General features: G+C 72.1%; 15 protein-coding genes and 1 pseudogene. 10 read left to right on the top strand and 6 right to left on the bottom strand.

Translation table 11 applies throughout. The features are described from left to right. Positions 1-76: 76 nt before the first annotated feature. Entirely contained in the window at positions 77-919 is an 843-nt protein-coding gene (locus ABZ208_RS04565; RefSeq protein WP_356908097.1) for an enoyl-CoA hydratase-related protein, read from the bottom strand. After that, positions 916-3,147, bottom strand: coding sequence for an acetate--CoA ligase family protein (locus tag ABZ208_RS04560; protein WP_356908096.1), 2,232 nt, complete (start codon positions 3,145-3,147; stop codon positions 916-918). Before ABZ208_RS04560 ends, ABZ208_RS04565 begins: the two co-directional genes overlap by 4 nt. Before the next feature lie 216 nt (positions 3,148-3,363). Between ABZ208_RS04560 and ABZ208_RS04555 the strand changes: the two genes are divergently transcribed. Continuing rightward, positions 3,364-3,870 (top strand): GNAT family N-acetyltransferase, encoded by a 507-nt coding sequence (locus ABZ208_RS04555; protein ID WP_356908095.1) that lies wholly within the window; start codon positions 3,364-3,366, stop codon positions 3,868-3,870. A 22-nt stretch (positions 3,871-3,892) separates the two neighbouring features. Here ABZ208_RS04555 and ABZ208_RS04550 read toward each other — a convergent pair whose 3' ends face one another. Next, positions 3,893-5,089: an NAD(P)/FAD-dependent oxidoreductase gene (locus ABZ208_RS04550; protein ID WP_356908094.1), complete on the bottom strand. Its 1,197-nt coding sequence runs from the start codon at positions 5,087-5,089 to the stop codon at positions 3,893-3,895. A gap of 177 nt (positions 5,090-5,266) precedes the next feature. On the opposite strand from ABZ208_RS04550, the gene ABZ208_RS04545 reads away from it, so the two are divergent. Next, positions 5,267-5,719: a DoxX family membrane protein gene (locus tag ABZ208_RS04545; RefSeq protein WP_356908093.1), complete on the top strand. Its 453-nt coding sequence runs from the start codon at positions 5,267-5,269 to the stop codon at positions 5,717-5,719. Next, complete coding sequence (locus ABZ208_RS04540; RefSeq protein ID WP_356908092.1) at positions 5,716-6,150, top strand: Zn-ribbon domain-containing OB-fold protein; 435 nt, start codon at positions 5,716-5,718, stop codon at positions 6,148-6,150. The genes ABZ208_RS04545 and ABZ208_RS04540 overlap by 4 nt, the downstream gene beginning before the upstream one ends. Here the strand turns inward: ABZ208_RS04540 and ABZ208_RS04535 are convergent. After that, positions 6,128-6,808, bottom strand: a complete 681-nt coding sequence (locus ABZ208_RS04535) for a pyridoxal 5'-phosphate synthase (RefSeq protein ID WP_356908172.1) — start codon at positions 6,806-6,808, stop codon at positions 6,128-6,130. The two genes, ABZ208_RS04540 and ABZ208_RS04535, sit on opposite strands and share 23 nt — an antisense overlap. A gap of 88 nt (positions 6,809-6,896) precedes the next feature. Here ABZ208_RS04535 and ABZ208_RS04530 point away from each other — a divergent pair, with 88 nt between their 5' ends. Together ABZ208_RS04530 and ABZ208_RS04525 are read left to right on the top strand one after the other, a co-directional pair. Continuing rightward, positions 6,897-7,499: a TetR family transcriptional regulator gene (locus ABZ208_RS04530; protein WP_356908091.1), complete on the top strand. Its 603-nt coding sequence runs from the start codon at positions 6,897-6,899 to the stop codon at positions 7,497-7,499. 169 nt (positions 7,500-7,668) lie between these two features. Continuing rightward, the gene (locus ABZ208_RS04525; RefSeq protein WP_356908171.1) at positions 7,669-9,021 is read left to right on the top strand and encodes an FAD-dependent oxidoreductase; all 1,353 of its coding nucleotides are present in this window, start codon (positions 7,669-7,671) and stop codon (positions 9,019-9,021) included. Positions 9,022-9,066: 45 nt separating this feature from the next. Here ABZ208_RS04525 and ABZ208_RS04520 read toward each other — a convergent pair whose 3' ends face one another. Further along, positions 9,067-10,236 carry an acetyl-CoA acetyltransferase gene (locus ABZ208_RS04520; protein WP_356908090.1) on the bottom strand — a complete coding sequence of 390 codons (1,170 nt, stop codon included), beginning with the start codon at positions 10,234-10,236 and terminating at the stop codon, positions 9,067-9,069. A gap of 33 nt (positions 10,237-10,269) precedes the next feature. On the opposite strand from ABZ208_RS04520, the gene ABZ208_RS04515 reads away from it, so the two are divergent. The 3 genes from ABZ208_RS04515 to ABZ208_RS04505 all read left to right on the top strand — a co-directional run bounded on the left by ABZ208_RS04515 (position 10,270) and on the right by ABZ208_RS04505 (position 12,373). Next, positions 10,270-10,641 (top strand): DUF1801 domain-containing protein, encoded by a 372-nt coding sequence (locus tag ABZ208_RS04515; RefSeq protein ID WP_356908089.1) that lies wholly within the window; start codon positions 10,270-10,272, stop codon positions 10,639-10,641. 80 nt (positions 10,642-10,721) lie between these two features. Then, positions 10,722-11,903: an acyl-CoA dehydrogenase family protein gene (locus ABZ208_RS04510; protein WP_356908087.1), complete on the top strand. Its 1,182-nt coding sequence runs from the start codon at positions 10,722-10,724 to the stop codon at positions 11,901-11,903. Beyond that, positions 11,903-12,373, top strand: coding sequence for a nitroreductase family deazaflavin-dependent oxidoreductase (locus ABZ208_RS04505; RefSeq protein WP_356908086.1), 471 nt, complete (start codon positions 11,903-11,905; stop codon positions 12,371-12,373). The genes ABZ208_RS04510 and ABZ208_RS04505 overlap by 1 nt, the downstream gene beginning before the upstream one ends. Positions 12,374-12,588: 215 nt before the next feature. Here the strand turns inward: ABZ208_RS04505 and ABZ208_RS04500 are convergent, their stop codons facing one another. Then, a complete protein-coding gene (locus ABZ208_RS04500) occupies positions 12,589-13,236 on the bottom strand; it encodes a TetR family transcriptional regulator (protein ID WP_356908085.1) in 648 nt (215 codons plus the stop codon). 246 nt (positions 13,237-13,482) lie between these two features. Between ABZ208_RS04500 and ABZ208_RS04495 the strand changes: the two are divergent. Together ABZ208_RS04495 and ABZ208_RS04490 are read left to right on the top strand one after the other, a co-directional pair. Then, positions 13,483-14,280, top strand: a pseudogene (locus ABZ208_RS04495) (VOC family protein); the annotation flags it as partial. A 437-nt stretch (positions 14,281-14,717) separates the two neighbouring features. After that, positions 14,718-17,120: a PQQ-binding-like beta-propeller repeat protein gene (locus tag ABZ208_RS04490; protein ID WP_356908083.1), complete on the top strand. Its 2,403-nt coding sequence runs from the start codon at positions 14,718-14,720 to the stop codon at positions 17,118-17,120. Positions 17,121-17,205: the final 85 nt, after the last annotated feature.

Below are 17,205 nucleotides of genomic sequence, written 5' to 3'. Positions count from 1 at the left end.
AGCTCCGGCGTGAGGGACCGGGGCCGGTGGCCGGCGTCAGCTCGCGCGGTCGAGCGGTGGCTCCCGGTGCGCAGTGCTACCGGCCCTCGAACTCCGGCGGTCGGCGCTGCACGAAGCTCGCTACGCCCTCGTTCGCGTCGCGCGTGGTCATGTTGAGTTCCTGGGCCGTCGCCTCCGCCGCGAAGGCCGTTGTACGGTCCACGTCCAGGGACGCGTTCACCAGCTGCTTCGTCAGCGCCAACGCCCTTGTGGGGCCGGTCGCCAGGCGCTCGGACCACGCGCGGGCCGTCTTCTCCAGGTCGGACGCGGCGACCACCCGGTTGACCAGGCCCAGGCGGGCCGCCTCGGCCGCCGGAAGGGCGTCGCCGAAGAACATCAGCTCCTTGGCCCGCTGCGGGCCCACCAGCCGGGGCAGCAGATACGCTCCGCCGCCGTCCGGGACCAGACCGCGGCGGACGAACACCTCGATGAAACGGGCCCCTTCCGCCGCCAGCACCAGGTCGCAGGCGAACGCCAGATGCGCGCCGATGCCCGCCGCCGTGCCGTTGACCGCGGCGATCACCGGCTTCTCGCAGTCCAGGACGGCCGCGATCAGGCGCTGGGCGCCCAGGCGGATCATCCGGGAGACGTCCCCGGCGATCCGGTCACGCGCCGAGTCCGCCGATCCCGCCGATCCTGCGGAACCCGCAGCGTCCGCAGAGCCCGCCGACGGGCCGCCGCGCAGGTCCGCGCCCGCGCAGAAGCCCTTGCCGGTCGCGGTGAGGACGAGCGCCCGTACGGCGGGGTCCGAGGACGCCTCCGCCAGCAGCGCGATGATCCGCTCCCGCTGGTCCCAGGTCACCGCGTTCATGGCCTCGGGGCGGTTCAGCGTGATCCACGAGACCGCGCCCTCCATGCGGTGGAGCACCGCGGCGCTCATCGGCACACCGCCAGCGCGTCGAGCGCCACCGCGCCCTGCCCCCGCGGCAGCACCATCAGCGGGTTGATGTCCAGCTCGGAGAGCTGGTCGCCCAGCTCCAGCGCCATCCGCTGGACCCGCAGCACCACTTCCACCAGCGCGTCCACATCCACGGGCGGCCCGCCCCGCACCCCGTCCAGCAGGGCCCGGCCGCGCAGTTCCGTGAGCATCGTGCGGGCCTGGTCCTCCCCGAACGGCGGGACGCGTACGGCCGCATCCCGCAGGACCTCCACCAGCACCCCGCCGAGACCGACCGTCACCGTCGGGCCGAACAGCGCGTCCCGGGTGACCCCGACGACCATTTCCACACCCCACTCCACCATCTGGCAGACCAGGATCCCGTCGAGCTCGACGCCCTCGTAACGGGCGATGTCGGTGAGTTCCCGGTACGCGTCGCGTACCTGGCTCGCCGAGGTCAGGCCCACCTTGACCAGGCCGAGTTCGGTCTTGTGGGCGAGCTGCGGCGCCGAGGCCTTCATGACGACGGGGTAGCCGATCAGCCCGGCCGCCCGGACCGCGGCCGCCGCGCTGGTGACCAGCTGCTCGCGCGGCACCCGGATCCCGTACGCGCGAAGCAGCTGCTTCGCCGCGTGCTCGCTCAGCTGTTTGCCCGGCCGCATCAGGGCCTGCGCCTTGCGGAAGGACGGGGAGGGGGTGCGCGGGGCCTCGTCGAAGGGCGAGCGGTAGTGCGCGGTGAAGCGGTGGTGCTCCAGGTGGGCGCGTACGGCCGTGATGCAGTTGGCGAACGTACGGAACGTGGCGAGCCGGGACGAGCCGAGCAGTGTCTCGCGGTACGCGGCCTCGGTGCCCAGCGGCGAGCCCCACACCACGCACACGAGCTTGTCGGTGGTCTCCGCCGCGTCCACCAGGTCCTGCGCGAGCCGGTCGCTCATCGGCGGGAAGGGGCCGGTGATCGGGCAGATCAGCACGCCGACCGACGGGTCGGCCAGGATCGCGTCGATGATCTTCCGGCCGCGCCAGTCGCCCACGGGGTGGCCGCCGTTGTCTATCGGGTTCGCGACGTTCAGGTACGGCGGTATCCACTGGTGCAGTTCGGCCTGCTTGGCCTCGGACAGCTGGGGGATCCGCAGCCCGGCCGCGGTCGCCAGGTCGGAGAAGTGCGCGCCGGTCCCGCCGGAGATCGAGTAGACGGCGACCCCGTCGGCGACCGGCGGGCGTGCTCGCGCCAACAGGGCGGACGTGTCCTGGAGTTCGTCGAGCCCGTCCACCCGGATCACACCGAACTGCCGCATCGCCGCGTCCACCACGTCGTCCGTTCCGGTCAGCTTGCCGGTGTGGGAGGCGGCGGTGCGCGCGCCGGTCTCGGTGCGGCCCACCTTCACGGCGACGACCGGGACCCCGCGCCGGGCGGCCCGGTCGGCGGCGAGGAGGAAGGAGCGGCCGTCCTTGAGCCCTTCGAGGTAACAGGCGATGGCGCCGACGTCGGGGTGCTCGGCGAAGTACGAGATGAAGTCGGAGCTCTCCAGGTCTGCCTCGTTGCCGGTGGGCGCCCAGTGGGACAGGCGTACGCCCAGCTCCTGCATGGTGAACACGGGCCGTCCCTGGTGGCCGGACTGGGTGATCAGGGCGACCGCGGGCCCTTCGAGGTCGTCCCGGAAGCGTTCGAAGGCGTTGAGGTTGGTGTTGGGGCCGAGCAGCCTGAGGCCGGAGCGCTCCACGGCGGCGGCCAGCCGGGCCTGGGCGGCAGCACCCTGCGCGCCGGTCTCGGCGTACCCGGAGGCGAACGCCACGGCGAACTTCACCTTGGCCTCGCCGAGTTCCTCGATCACCGGGAGGGGGTCGGCGACCAGCAGCACGGCCAGGTCGACGGGCTCGGGCAGCTCACGGACGGAGGGGACGCAGTGCAGTCCGAATACGGAGGTCCGGTGGGGGTGCACGGGGTGCAGCCGGGTGCCGACGCGCTCCGCCCAGGCGACGAGCTGCCGGGTGATTCCGGCGGTCGGCCGCCCTTCGGCGTCGGACGCGCCGACGACGGCCACCGATCCGGGCCTGAAGAACCGGTCGAGATCGGGGACGGGCGCGTACAGCGGGCGGCCGCTGACATCGAGATCGCCGGCGGACGCCGTGACGGTGGCCGTCTCGTGGACGGCGTCCCGGGGCGTCTCCCCGCAGGCGACCACGCGCGCGCGAAGGTCGGAGGTGAGGGTGCCGTGAGTAGATCCAAGCATCGCTGGTCCCCGCTCCTGCTCGTCGTGCCGAGCTCGCTCGCCAACTGACACACTGTCAGATTACAGAACTGACGAGACGTCAGGAACACCGCTGCGAGCAGAAACAGCGGGAGCCGGGAACAATCGCCTCCCCGGTCCGCGCCAGGCCCTGTCCGGAGAGGCGCGGGCGCGCGAAAGCGCTGGCGCCCCGAGCGGGCGGACGCCTACCGTTCCCCCGTGCCCGCACTCCAACGTCTTCGCCCCGGCCATGCCCCGGCCCTGCTCGCGTTCGAGCAGGAGAACCGGGCCTATTTCGCGGCCTCCGTACCGGACCGCGGGGACGACTACTTCGCCCACTTCGACGCACGGCACAGCGGCCTGCTTGCCGAGCAGGCCGCCGGGCTGTGTCACTTCCATGTGCTGGTGGGCAGCGGCGGCGAGGTGCTGGGGCGGATCAATCTGGTCGATGTGGCCGACGGATCCGCCGAGCTCGGCTACCGGATCGCGGCGAAGGCCGCCGGCCAGGGGCTGGCCACCGCGTCCGTCCGGCAGGTGTGCGCCCTGGCTGTCACCGAGTACGGCCTGACCTTGCTGCGGGCGGCGACCACGCTCGACAACGCCGGGTCGCAGGCCGTACTGGCCCGTACGGGATTCGTGCCCACCGGCGAGGTCCGGCTGGGCGGCCTCCCGGGGATGGGCTACGCGCGGGACCTGAGCAACGGCCTTGATGATGCCGCCCGCTGAGTGAAGGGCGCGCACCCGGCCCTCATCGCTTGCGGGCGTCCTGCCGGGCGATCCGGCGCGCGAGGGCGCGGGCCGTCCTGCGGGCGTCGATGGCGATCTCGCGCAGCATGCCGCTGATGGGGTTGGTGTACCCGGTGAAGTACAGCCCCGGCGCCTCGGCGGGGGTGCGGCCGCCGCGTGTCACCGGCCGGCCGCGGGCGTCGAGCACGCCGAGATGGCCGACCAGCCCCTCGAGCCCGCGACGGTAGCCGGTCGCTGCGATCACCGCGTCCGGTGCGATACGGGTGCCGTCCGTGAGCACCACCTTGTCGTCGTCCAACGACCAGAGTGCGGCGACCGGTTCGACCTTTCCGCTGCGCACGGCGTCGATCAGGCCGGCGTCCTGGACCGGGATCGCACCGTCCTTCGCCCGGGAGTACAGACCCGTGTCGGGGCGCGGCAGTCCGTGCGCCGTGAGGTCGGGCACGGTCACCTTCGCCAGCAGTGCGCACGCCCTGTCCACGAGCCGTACCGGCAGCCTGCGCACCAGGATGCCGGAGCGCTGGGCGGGCCAGCCGGCGGTGGAACGGCGCACGATGTGCGGGAGGGTGCGTACGGCGAGACGTACCCGGGCGGCGCCGCCCTCGGCCAGGTCGACGGCTATCTCGGCGCCGGTGTTGCCGGCGCCGACGACGAGTACGTCCTTGCCCGCGTACGGGGCGGCGTTGCGGTACTCGCTCGCGTGCAGCAACTCCCGTGTGTACGCCGCGCGGCCCGGCCAGTCGGGCAGTTCCGGGGTGTGGTTGTGGCCGGTGGCCACCACGACGGCCCGCCCGGTCAGCTGCCGTCCGCCCGTGGCGTGCAGCAGCCAGTCGTCGCCCACGGGTTCGATCCGGGAGACCTCGACCCCGGTGATGATCTCCAGCTCGTGGACGTCGGCGTACTTCTCCAGGTAGCGGACCATGTCGTCCCGTGAGACCCAGCGGCCGGACGATCGGGGTATCGGCAGGCCCGGCAATCCGGACAGCCGACGGGTGGTGTGCAGGCGCAGCCGGTCGTAGTGGCGCCGCCAGGAGGCGGCGACGGACGGGGACTTCTCGAGCACCACGGCGCGTATACCGCGCTCGCGCAGCGCGGCGGCAGTGGCGAGCCCGCCCGGGCCGCCGCCGATGACATAGACGGGCCGGTCGTTCGTCCGGTCGATGCCCGTGTATCTGTCACTGCCCTTTTCGTCTGCCATGGGCGTGAGCGTAATGACCGCTCGTCTTGATGGGTCTCAGTCAAGACGGGGTTCGGTTGCGAATCGATCACGGCCGCGGAGCTCTTGTGCACGCCCCGTAGCCCTCTTGCGCGCACCGGCCCCATCCGGTGAACTGACGTACCGTCAGGAACGCGAACGGGGAAGTGGGGAGGTCCGATGCAGACCGTCTGGCTCACCGGCGCCGAATGGGTCGCCGTCCTGCGAATCGGCCTCGGTCTGTGGTGGCTGGAGAGCTGGCGGCACAAGGACAAGAAGGGCTGGTTCGAGCGGGGGACCGGTATCGCCTGGGCCGCCGACGTCGCCGGCAGGCACAAGTGGCCGCAGGTGCGGACCGGTTTCGAAAAGGTGGTGGCGCCACGGCCCAGGCTGATGGCGTACCTCGTCGTCTACGCCGAACTCGCCCTGGGGCTCGGGCTGGTCACCGGCTTCCTCACCCCCGTCGCCCTCGTCTGCGGCCTGCTGCTCAATCTGCTCTATCTGGTTCTGATGATCCACGACTGGGCGGAGCAGGGGCAGAACGCCATGATGGCCCTCATATCGCTCGTCGCCCTGTTCGCCATGGCCTGGCAGACCTGGTCCCTCGACAGCGCGATCGGACTCTTCCTGTGACCGCGACCCCGGACATCGACGACTTCACCCGCCCCTTCTGGGACGCCGCGGCCGACGGCGAGCTGCTGATCCGTCGCTGCGGGGCCTGCGCACTGGCCCACCACTACCCGCGGGAGTTCTGCCCGCACTGCTGGAGCGACGACGTCGACTGGGCGCGGGCGAGCGGCCGGGCCACGCTCTACACCTGGTCCGTCGTGCACCGCAACGACCTGCCGCCGTTCGGCGACCGCGTCCCGTACACCGCCGCCGTCGTGGACCTCGCCGAGGGGCCGCGGATGATGACCGAGATCGTCGCGTGCGAGGAGAAGGATCTGCGCATCGGGATGGAGCTGATGGTGTGCTTCCGCAGGGAAGGGGACACGCCGGCCGTCCCCGTCTTCCGCCCGGCTGCCCGGCGCGCGGCGCACGTCACGGCCACAGAAGCTCCCTGACCCAGGAATCCGCGTCGCGACGGTAGCGCAGCCGTACGTGCTGCCGCCGCGCCTCCCCCTGGAAGAACTCGACCTCCCGGGGCCGGAGCACGTACAGCGTCCAGGTCGGCACCGGCGCCGCCGGCTCGGCCTGGGCCCGCTCCCATGCCGCGTGCGAGACCTGCGCCAGCTCGTCGAGCGAACCGAGTAGGTCGGACTGCCGCCCGGTCAGCGCGGCGGCCAGCGCACCGGTCGAGCGGGCGTGCAGATCGGCCTGGCTCTCGGTGGACGAGGCGGTGACGACCGGTCCCCGCAGCCGGATCTGGCGGCCCTGTGCGGCCCAGTAGAAACCGAGCGCCGCCTCGGGAAGGGCGGCGAGCTGGCGTCCCTTGGTACTGGTGGAGTGCGACGCGAAGTGCCAGCCGTGCTCGTCCGCGTCGTGCAGCATCAGCGTCCGGATGTCAGGGCGCCCCTGGTCGTCCACGGTGGCCAGGGTCATGGTGTGCGGCTCGGTCTGCCCGGCCGCCACGGCCTCGGCGAACCACCGGTGGAACAGCGGCAGCGGAGCACCGGGTGCGGTGGCCGGGTCGAAGGCGGGCAGGGAGATGTCCCACACCCGCTGGGTGCGCAGGAGCGCGCGGAAGGACTCCTGGGACTCGCTCGCGTCGTCGTGATGCATGGGGTTCATACGGGCATTCAACATCCCGTGACCGCACCACTACGCTTGCAGTGGTGCAGCGGGGACAGTGAGCGGTGAGGAGCAGGGCATGAGGCAGAACCTGGCGCGGCGTGCGGCGCTCGTGGACGCCGCGATCGAACTGCTCGCCCGGGACGGCGCGCGCGGTCTGACCTTCAGGGCCGTCGACGCCGAGGCCGGTGTCCCCAAGGGCACCGCCTCCAACTACTTCGCCAACCGCGACGACCTGCTCAACCAGGCGGGCGCCCGTATCTACGAACGCCTGCGTCCGGACGAGGCCACGATGGAGGCCATGCGCACCGGCCCGGCCACCCGCGCCAGGACGGCGCAGCTCGTACGGGAGGTGGTGGAGCGGGTCTCGGCGTTCGGCACCGGCTACCTCGCACTGCTCGAACTGCGCCTGGAGGCCACCCGCCGGCCCGCACTGCGCGCCTTGCTCACCGCCCGCGTCAGCGAGGACGTCGAGAACAATGTGAGCGCCCATCTCACGGCCGGACTGCCTGGTGACGCCGACGCGGTCAGGATGATCTACCTGGCGGCGAACTGGCTGGTCGTGGAGCGCCTGACGCTGCCCGGCGTGTTCTCGGAGCAGCAGGCGGGCGACCTGATCGCGGAACTGGTCGAGCGGCTGCTCCCCGGCCCTCCCGCGCCGTCGGATCCAGGGTCTCTCTGACCACGGTCGTCTTTCCGACCGCGGTGCACGGGGGGCGCCGCCGGGCGCAGGGCCGGTTCCCGGCGGAGGGACCACGCGAATGGCCTCCTGTCACGCCCGGCCGGATCACCCACCGGGCGCTTCGGACCCCGGCGGGCGAGGCTGACCGTGGAGGTGGGTCGTGAAGCAGATGACAGCGGACGTGTGCGTCGTGGGCGCCGGATTCGCCGGACTGGCCGCCGCGAGGCAACTGGCCGCAGCCGGACGCGAAGTCGTGGTGCTCGAGGCAAGGGACCGGGTGGGCGGCCGGGTCTGGAACCGGGAGCTTCCCGGCGGCACCGTGGTCTCCGCGGGCGGCACATGGCTGGGGAAGGGCCAGGAGAGGATGTTCCAGCTCTGCCGGGAGCTGGGGCTCGAGGTGTATCCGCAGTACGACGAGGGCGATCACCTCCTGCGCCTCGACGGGCTCGATCACCGCTACCGGGGCGGCATCCCCAAGGCAGGGCCCATGGCACTCGCCTCACTCGGGCTGGCGTTCCTGCGTCTGAACCTGATGGCCCGGCGGCTTCCGGCGAATGCCCCCTGGAAGGCCCGACGAGCACGGGCGTGGGACGCCCGGACGCTCGGGCAGTGGCTCTCCCACCCGCTCAACGTGCCCTCGGCCACGGCACACACGCTCATCAGGTCGACGATGAATCTGCTGTTCTGCGCCGACCCGGCGGAAGTCTCGCTGCTGGGCGCGCTCGTTCTGGCGCGCGGCGGCGGTGGTTTCGGCTACTACACCGACGTCCGGAAGACGGAATCCCATCTCGTGGACGGCGGGGCGCCCGAGCTGGCCCGGCGGATGGCCGAGCGCCTCGGACCGGCGGTGCACCTGTCCAGCCCGGTCCGGAGGATCGTGCAGAACACCACCGACGTGCAGGTCGTCTCCGACGCGCTCACGGTGCGAGCACGGCGGGTGATCGTGGCCACTCCACCTGTGCTGGCGGGCCGGATCTCCTTCGAACCGCCGCTGCCCTCGGCACACAGCCATCTGCGGCAACGGCTGGTGCCCGGGACGATCATCCGGGTGCACACCGAATACCCCGAGCCGTTCTGGAGACAGCAGCAGTTGTCGGGGCAGTCGCTCGCGCCCGAGTCGCTGGTGCCGATCACCATCGACCAGACTCCGCGCTCGGGCACGCCAGGGGTGCTGAGCAGCTACGCGTTCGGTGCCGGGGCCGTGCGACTGGGGCGCCTGGAGCCCAAGCAGCGCCGGGATGTCTGGCTGGACGCGCTCGCTGAGCGTTTCGGCTCAGCGGCGCGCCGCCCCACCGCGTATCTGGAGACCGACTGGTCGGCCCAGCCGTGGTCGCTGGGCGGGATGGTCGCCCATTTCCCGCCGGGCGCGCTGACGAATTACGGCAGCGCACTGAGGGAGCCCGTGGGCCGGGTCCACTGGGCGAGTACGGAGTCGGCGACGCTGATGCACGGACTGATGGAGGGTGCGGTGCGCTCCGGCGAGCGGGCCGCCGACGAGGTTCTGGCCGCCGCGGACCTGTGAGGTCCTCCGGAGAGTGCCGGGCTTGCCCGACCGGAGGAACGGGCTCTAGCCCCGACCCAGGACAACCGTGCCGGAGGAGCAGAACCAGCCCCCGGTCCCGGACGCGACCGCCAGTTCCGGAAGCCGCCCCCCGGCCCCCCGGACCTGGCGGTCGCCTGCCTCGCCCCTCAGCTGACACACCGCCTCGACCAGCAGGAACAGCCCCCGCATACCCGGGTGGCAGGCCGACAGTCCGCCGCCGTCGGTGTTCACGGGGAGCCCGCCGTCCCGCAGTAGCCGCCCCTTCTCCACAAAGGCCCCGCCCTCGCCCTTCCCGCAGAACCCCAGGTCCTCCAGGGTCACCAGGGTCATGTAGGTGAAGGCGTCGTAGATCTCGGCGATGTCGATCTCGTCCGGACGTACCCCTGCCCGCTCGAACGCCAGCCGCCCGCTGACCGCCGCCGGGGTGACAGTGAAGTCCTCCCACTCCGACATGGTGGTGTGGGAGACGTACTCACCGGTGCCGAGGATCCACACCGGGGTCCTCGCAGTGTCCGGCACGTACTCCTCGGCCGCGAGCAGCACCGCACAGCCGCCGTCGCTGCGGATGCAGCAGTGCAGCTTGGTGAACGGGTCCGCGATCACCGGACCGGCCAGTACGTCGTCGACGATGATCGGGTCGCGGAACATCGCCTCCGGGTTGGCGGCGGCGTTCGCCCGCGCCTGTACCGCCACCTCGGCGAGCTGTTCCAGCGTCGTGCCGTACTGGTGCATGTGGCGGCGGGCGGCCATCGCGTACTTGGCGATCAGCGTGTGTCCGTACGGCACCTCGAACTGCAGCGGACCGCGGGTGCCGAAGGACAGGTCCGAGGTGCGGCGCCGCGCCTTGATGTCGGCGCGCGCGGTCGATCCGTACACCAGGAGAACGGCGTTCGCGTGCCCGGCCGCGATCGCGTCGGCGGCATGGGCGGCCATGACCTCCCAGGTGGCGCCGCCGACGGCGGTGGAGTCCACCCACCGGGGCCGCAGGCCGAGATACTCGGCGACCTCGATCGGTGCGAGCGTGCCGAGGCCGGCCGATCCGAAGCCGTCGACCAGCGAGCGGTCGAGTCCGGAGTCGGCGAGCGCGCGGCGGGCGGCCTGGGCATGCAGGGCGTGGGGAGTGAGGCCGTCGACGCGACCGCAGTCCGAGAGGGATGCTCCGACGACGGCGACCTTGCGCGGAGTGGAAGCCATGTATCTGACGGTACATCAGATAGCGTGTGCGGCATGACCCGAAGCACATCCCAAGACGTCGACGGCTATCTCGCCGAGGTGGCGGACCCCGACCGGCTCACCGCACTGGTCCGTATCCGGGAGCTGTGCCGTACGGAACTGGCCGAGTACGAAGAGGTGATGGCGTACGGCATGCCCGCGTACCGGCGCGTGGGCGGCGAACCGGAGATCGCCTTCGCGAGCCAGAAGCAGTACCTGTCCTTCTACTTGATGCGTCCCGGCGTCCGGGACGCCTTCGAGGAGCGACTCGCTGACCAGGACATGGGCAAGGGCTGCCTGCGCTTCCGGCGTATGGAGCGGATCGACTTCGATCTCGTGCGGGATCTGCTGCGGGCGACGGCGGCGGCGCCGGGCGAGGTCTGCTGATCCCACCCCTGGGCATCCGTGGCGGCGAGGCTTAATATGACGCTCCGTCAGATCCGGCTCGCCGGAGAGGAGCCCGCCCGATGGATGCCGCCTTCACGGCTGAGCAGGACGAGATCCGTCGCACCCTGCGCGAGGTGCTCGCCAAACGGTGCGGCCCGGCCGACCTCAGGACCGCGGTCGGGTCGGACGCCGGGTACGACACCGCGCTGTGGGCCCAGCTGGCCGGACGGCTCGGCCTGCCCGGCCTCGCCCTGCCGCAGGAGTACGGGGGAGTGGGCTGCACCCTCACCGAGCTCGCCCTCGCCTGCGAGGAGACCGGACGGGCGCTGCTGCCGTCCCCGCTGCTCGCCACGGCCGGCCTGGTCGCACCGCTGATCATGGCGCTCGGCACCCCCGGGCAGCGCGCCGAACTGCTGCCGCGTCTCGCGGACGCCTCGCTGACCTGTGCACTCGCCGTGCCGGGCGGCAGCCTCGGGCAGGCCCTCGGGCTGACCGGCGACCCGGGGGCGGGAGCCTGGGCCGGGGGCGGGCGTGCGGGCGGTGTCCAGGCGCGGCAGGAGCGCGGGGGCGGCTGGCTGCTGTACGGGGAGGCCGCCCAGATCCTCGACGGCCACAGTGCCGGGCTGTTGCTGGTCGCGGCGCACACCGGAGGTTTCGCGCGCAGCCGCACCCTGCTGTTCCTCGTCCGGGGGCAGACCGCCGGGCTGTCGCGGACCCGGCTGACCACGCTGGACGAGACGCGGCCGCAGGGGTGCATCGAACTGAGGGATGCCGCCGCCGAGTTGCTGGGCGAAGTGGACGAGGGCGACGCGGTGACGGACGCGCTGGCGGCCGCCGGGACGGGTGCGGCCGTGCTGCTGGCCGCCGAGTCCGTGGGCGCGGCCGGAAGCGCGCTGGACCGCACGGTCGAGTACGTCCGAACCCGGGAGCAGTTCGGCCGGGCGATCGGCTCCTTCCAGGCGCTCAAGCACCGGCTGGCGGACCTGTACGTACAAGTGCAGGCGGCCCGCTCGGCGGCCTACCACGCGGCCCGGGACAAGGCCGCCGGCCCGCTCGCCCTGGCGGCCGGCCTGGAGACCCTGCGCACGGTGGCCGGGGAGGCCATTCAGCTGCACGGAGGCATCGGCTTCACCTGGGAGCACGAGGCGCACCTGTACTTCAAGCGGGCCGCCGCGGACGAGCTGCTGTTCGGCCCGGTCCACCGCCTGCGCGACCGGGCGGCGGAGCGTGCCGGGCTCTTCGCCCGCGAGGGGGTGGCGTGATGGCGCCGGGCCGCCGCCTGGTCCAGAAGGTCTCCTCGACCCGTGTCTTCGCGCGCGTGGCCCCACATTTCATCCCGGCCATGGACCGCGCGGTGCACCGCCTGACCCGCGGAAAGGTCCTGCTCAGCGCCCGGATGCTGCCCGGCGTCGTCCTCACGGCCCGCGGCGCGAGGACGGGTCTGCCGCGGACCACACCGCTGGCGTGCATGCCGGAGGAGCCGGGCACATGGCTGCTGATCGGCTCCAACTTCGGCCGCCCCGGTCACCCGTCCTGGACGGCGAACCTGCTGGCCCATCCGGCCGCCGAGATCAGCTGGAAGGGCAGCACGATCGAGGTCCACGCCCGGCTGCTGACGGGCGAGGAGCGCAGGGCGGCATGGGAGGCGGCGCTCAGGTTCTGGCCCCCGTACGCGACGTACCAGTCCCGGATCGCCCGCGAGATCCGACTGTTCCGGCTGACGAGAAGGTGACGTGACCGCCGGGCCTCCGGGTGGTGGCGCACCTGTGCCGGGCCGTTCTCCTGGGCCCGCGCCCGCACGGGCCTTCGGCCCGTGTCCGCGCGGAGGTGCCCGCGCCCCGGAGGGGATGCCGCCGCGGGGAACGTGCACAAACGCGCCGACGGCGGTCACCGGATGGTGAACCGCCGTCGGAGTGACAGGACTTGGCGTACCGCGTCGCGGCCTCGTTACTTCGTCGGCTTCTTGCCCGTGATGCCCAGATGCACCAACAGCGACAGATTAGGCTTGAGTTCAGCCTGCTTCACACCCCATGTCGTGAAGCCCTTCTGGTGCGACGCGACCGCCGCCAGCATCGCCACCAGTGCGCCCGCGATCGCCGCAGGGCTGACGTCCTTGTCGACCTTGCCCTTGGACTGGAGGTCTTTCACCGCGTCCGTAAGGGAGTTGGTGACCGAATTCAGGATCTTCATGCGGATCTTGTAGAACCGCTTGTCGCCCTCCGCCGCGCCGAGATCCACCACCCGCAGGATCGCGTCGTGACGCCGCCAGAAGTCCAGGAAACCCTCGACAAGATCCTCGGACGTCTGCGCGCCCGCCTTGCCGACCCAGGAGCGTCCGGCGACCAGTTCGGTCAACCCCGCGCCCTCCTTGGCCATTTCCTCCGCGATCTCGAGAACGGCACCCTCGACATCGGGGAAGTACTGGTAGAACGTCGCGGGCGAAGTGCCCGCTTTCCGGGCCACGTCGATGACCTTGACGTCCCGGTACGGCGAGGAGCTGAGCATCTCGCTGAGGCAGTCGAGCAGCTTCTGCCGCGTCGCCTGGCCGCGTCGTCCGGCCACCCGGCCGTCGACGGTACGTACTTGTCCTGTCATGCCGTCAGCTTACCGAGGGGTGATCGGCGCGCGATTCGGCCGACTGCAAATGGGGTGCAGCTGGCAGAAGGCAATGGTGTTATCAACAGCCTGTGGACAACTTCCGTGGACAACTCAACGAAATCCGCTCCGGGGGAGCTGTCCGATCGCCCCTATATCGTCAAATGTTCAACTTGATTCCGTGCGCCACACGTGAAGCACCGTTAACTTGAGTGTGACGGGTGCCACACGGAAGGAATCACGTCCATGGCCGCATTCACAGAAGGCGCGCCGTGTTGGGTGGACGCGTCTCTCCCCGATGTCGAGGCGGGCAAGCGCTTCTACGGCGATCTCTTCGGGTGGACCTTCGTCGGGCGGGGTGGCGAAGAGCTCCCCGGTGGCGGGACCCGCAGCCGATACGCCGACGCCTACAGCGGCGACAAGCTGGTCGCCGCTCTCGTGCCCAAGCGGGACGGGCGGATGCCCACCGTCTGGAGCGTCTACTTCGCCACCCCGGACGCCGTCGCCCTCAGTCGCCGGATCCGGGAGGCGGGCGGCCAGATGATCATGGACCCGCTGTCGGTGGGCAAGGCCGGGGTCGTGGCGGTCGCCGCGGATCCGGGCGGCGCGGTCTTCGGACTCTGGCAGGCCGGGGACCAGCCCGGTTTCGAGAAGATGGGCGTGCCCGGCACGTTCTGCTGGACCGAGGTGTACACCCGCGACAAGGACACCGCCGACGCCTTCTACGAGTCGGTCTTCGGCTTCCAGGGCACCGACCTGCCCGGCGCGCCCGTCGACTTCCGGATGTGGTCGCCCGCCGGTACCGAGCCGGGCGAGCGTACGGCCGTCGGCGGGCGCACCCTGCTCACCGACGCCTTCCCGGCCGAGATGCCCGGCCACTTCCTCGTCTACTTCTGCGTCGAGGACTGCGACTGGACGGCCGAAACGGTCGTCCGGCTCGGCGGCCGCGTCCAGGCTCCGCCCTTCGACATTCCGTACGGGCGGATCGCGGTGCTCACCGACAACCAGGGCGCCGCCTTCGCGGTCCTCTCGGAGCCCAGTGCGCCCGGACAGCCCGCCGAACAGCGCGCCGACCGGCCTGCCGAACAGGCCACCGGCCGGCCCGCCGATCAGCCCCCCGACCAGGAGCGGGGCAGGGATCAGAAGCAGGAAGAGGGCGAGGCGGAAGGACGTCAGAAGCCCCGCGAGAACGATGACGCCGATGAGGGCGGCGACGCCGAGGACACCCCGCGTACGCGGGAAGCCTGAACGCGGTCGGCCCGGCGGACGTATACGACACTGCACACCCCCTGCCCCTTCGGCCTGCCATGCCCGAAACGGGGTGAGACACCCCGATCCGCCCCCGGGTTCGCAACCGTCGCCCGGGAAAGGAAGAATCAGGGTGCGCACCGCTGTGGGCTTCGGTGGTGAGACGCTTCACGGGGCTGTAAATGACGGGCCCGATTCGACCTGGGGCCCGTACGGGGAGGTGGCAGGCAGGTATGGAGCAGCTGACGCAGCACGACCCTAGACGGATCGGTCCGTTCGAGGTGCTGGGCCGGCTTGGTGCCGGTGGCATGGGACTGGTCTATCTCGCCCGGTCGGCATCAGGCCGGCGAGTGGCGATCAAGACCGTGCGTACCGAGCTTGCCGAGGACCAGCTGTTCCGGGTCCGTTTCACGCGCGAGGTGGAGGCAGCTCGCGCCGTCAGCGGCTTCTACACCGCGGCCGTGGTGGACGCCGACCCACGGGCCGCCGTCCCGTGGCTGGCCACCGCGTACGTTCCCGCCCCCTCGCTCGAGGAGATCGTGAACGAGTGCGGGCCGCTGCCCGCGCAGGCGGTGCGCTGGCTCGCGGCGGGCATCGCGGAGGCGCTGCAGTCCATCCACGGCGCGGGCCTGGTCCACCGCGATCTCAAGCCGTCCAATGTGCTGGTGGTCGAGGACGGGCCGCGCGTCATCGACTTCGGTATCGCGTCCGGCGTCTCCAACACCCGGCTGACCATGACCAACGTCGCGGTCGGCACGCCCGCGTACATGTCGCCCGAGCAGGCGCGCGACTCGCGCAGCGTGACCGGGGCGAGCGATGTGTTCTCGCTCGGCTCCACCCTGGTCTTCGCGGCCACCGGCCATGCGCCCTTCCACGGCGCGAACCCGGTCGAGACCGTCTTCATGCTGCTGCGCGAGGGTCCCGACCTGGCGGGCCTGCCGGACGAGCTGCGGCCGCTGATCGACTCGTGCATGCAGATGGAGGCCGGACGGCGGCCCACGCCCGAGGATCTGCAGGCCCAGCTCGCCCCGCATCTGTTCTCCTCCGGCGGTGACGACGACAGCGGTACGGCCTCGGCCTGGCTGCCCTTGAGCGCCACCACGATGATCGAGGCCCGCCGCGGCGGCGTCCGCTCCCAGGCTGCTCTGCCGGCCGCGCCACGCCCCGCCGACCCGGTCCCCGCCACTCCGCCGCGGCCCCCTCGGCCGCCCGTCCCCGTCCCCGACCACGACGCGGACTGGCGCAGCGGCGGCGACCCGCGCAGCGGCCGGTCGGCGCAGGTACCCGCGCACGCCGCGGCCGCTCCCGTACGGCTGCCGGGTTCGAACGTGCCGATCGGCCCCGGTCCGCGCGCCGCGGACGCCTCCCGCCTCGCCCAGGCCGAGGCGGGACCGGCGACCGGCTGGATCCGCCCGCCTGCCGGGCTGAACGGCTCCGAAGCCGCGGGCGGCGCCGTACCGTCCACGGTGCCCGCTCCCGCGCCGGCTCCGGACACCGGCCCCTCGCACTGGCGCCCGTGGCGTTTCCGTATGTCCAACGACGTCTGGGGCACGCCCGTCGTCGACGGCGATCTGCTCTATGTCACCTCCTTCGAGGTGCACGCCCTGGACGTGGCCAGCGGCCGCCGCCAGTTCAAGACGCGCGACGTCGCCTGGGCGATGGCCGTGGCCGCGGGCCGTATCCACGCCTCCGACGGGCCCTCGCTGTACGCGCTGGACGCGGCGACCGGCAGCGAGCGGTGGCGGCTGCAGACCGATGCCTGGGTGTACTCCCTCAGGGTCGACCGCGGCACCGTCGTCACCGGCACCCGCGGCGGCGGCGTCCAGGCCTGGGAGGCCTCCAACGGCGAGAAGCTGTGGGAACTGACCGGGGCCCAGAGCGACTTCGAGACCGCGGAGGCCGGGCCCGAGATCGTCGGCGACACGGTGTACGTGTGGAAGGACGCCCGGCTCCGTGCGCTGGAGGCGCGCACCGGCGACGAGCGCTGGTCGTACCCGGTCGGCGACGCCGCGTCCTGCGGCAACGTCCCGGTCCGGGTGCACCCCGCGCCCGACGGCTATGTGTATGTCGCGGCCGGCACCCGTGTCCTGGCCGTCGACAACGCCTCCGGCCTGGTGCGCTGGCACTTCGAGGCCCCGGCCGTGTTCCTGTCCCCGCCCACCTTTGCGCCCGGCCCCGCGGTGACGGGCGGCGGCGTGTATCTCGCCGACTACCTCGGCACGGTGTACGCGCTGGACGCCACCACCGGCAAGGACCGCTGGCGGATCGCCACCGAGGCGCGCCAGTCCATCGAGCCGGTCCTGGTCGCCGGCGGCAACGTCCATGTGGGCAGCGGCAACGCGCTCTACACGCTGGACGCGGTCACCGGCACGCCGCTGTGGCGGTTCCCGGCCGGCGGAGAGGTCATCGGCGCCCCGGTCGTGGCCGACGGGCGGGTGCACTTCGGCTCTGCCGACCATGTGCTGTACACGCTCGACGCGAGCGGCGGTCAGCTGCGCTGGAAGCTCGCGACGGGCGGCGAGATCACCGGCTCCCCGGTGGCGCAGAACGGTGTCGTGTACGCGTGCAGCAAGGACCGCTGCGTGTACGCGCTGGACGCGGTCAAGGGCACGGCCACCGGCCGCGGGGGGCGATGAGCGCCGCGACCGGGAACGGGCGCGGGGCGTCGCACGGGGCGGACCGTCCGTTGGCGGCTCGCCCCCGTCGGGCGTAGCGTCGTGA

This window comes from Streptomyces sp. NPDC006208 (assembly GCF_040613775.1).
Taxonomy (GTDB): domain Bacteria; phylum Actinomycetota; class Actinomycetes; order Streptomycetales; family Streptomycetaceae; genus Streptomyces.
Note: the sequence above shows the minus strand (reverse complement) of the source record. Positions and strands in the feature narration are given on the sequence as shown.

Coding starts and splice junctions, on each gene's coding strand:
- ABZ208_RS04530 (WP_356908091.1), top strand. CDS start 6,897: ATGAGGCAGAACCTGGCGCGGCGTGCGGCGCTCGTGGACGCCGCGATC.
- ABZ208_RS04515 (WP_356908089.1), top strand. CDS start 10,270: ATGACCCGAAGCACATCCCAAGACGTCGACGGCTATCTCGCCGAGGTG.
- ABZ208_RS04565 (WP_356908097.1), bottom strand. CDS start 919: ATGAGCGCCGCGGTGCTCCACCGCATGGAGGGCGCGGTCTCGTGGATC.
- ABZ208_RS04550 (WP_356908094.1), bottom strand. CDS start 5,089: ATGGCAGACGAAAAGGGCAGTGACAGATACACGGGCATCGACCGGACG.
- ABZ208_RS04545 (WP_356908093.1), top strand. CDS start 5,267: ATGCAGACCGTCTGGCTCACCGGCGCCGAATGGGTCGCCGTCCTGCGA.
- ABZ208_RS04535 (WP_356908172.1), bottom strand. CDS start 6,808: ATGCATCACGACGACGCGAGCGAGTCCCAGGAGTCCTTCCGCGCGCTC.
- ABZ208_RS04505 (WP_356908086.1), top strand. CDS start 11,903: ATGGCGCCGGGCCGCCGCCTGGTCCAGAAGGTCTCCTCGACCCGTGTC.
- ABZ208_RS04490 (WP_356908083.1), top strand. CDS start 14,718: ATGGAGCAGCTGACGCAGCACGACCCTAGACGGATCGGTCCGTTCGAG.
- ABZ208_RS04560 (WP_356908096.1), bottom strand. CDS start 3,147: ATGCTTGGATCTACTCACGGCACCCTCACCTCCGACCTTCGCGCGCGC.
- ABZ208_RS04525 (WP_356908171.1), top strand. CDS start 7,669: ATGACAGCGGACGTGTGCGTCGTGGGCGCCGGATTCGCCGGACTGGCC.
- ABZ208_RS04500 (WP_356908085.1), bottom strand. CDS start 13,236: ATGACAGGACAAGTACGTACCGTCGACGGCCGGGTGGCCGGACGACGC.
- ABZ208_RS04520 (WP_356908090.1), bottom strand. CDS start 10,236: ATGGCTTCCACTCCGCGCAAGGTCGCCGTCGTCGGAGCATCCCTCTCG.
- ABZ208_RS04510 (WP_356908087.1), top strand. CDS start 10,722: ATGGATGCCGCCTTCACGGCTGAGCAGGACGAGATCCGTCGCACCCTG.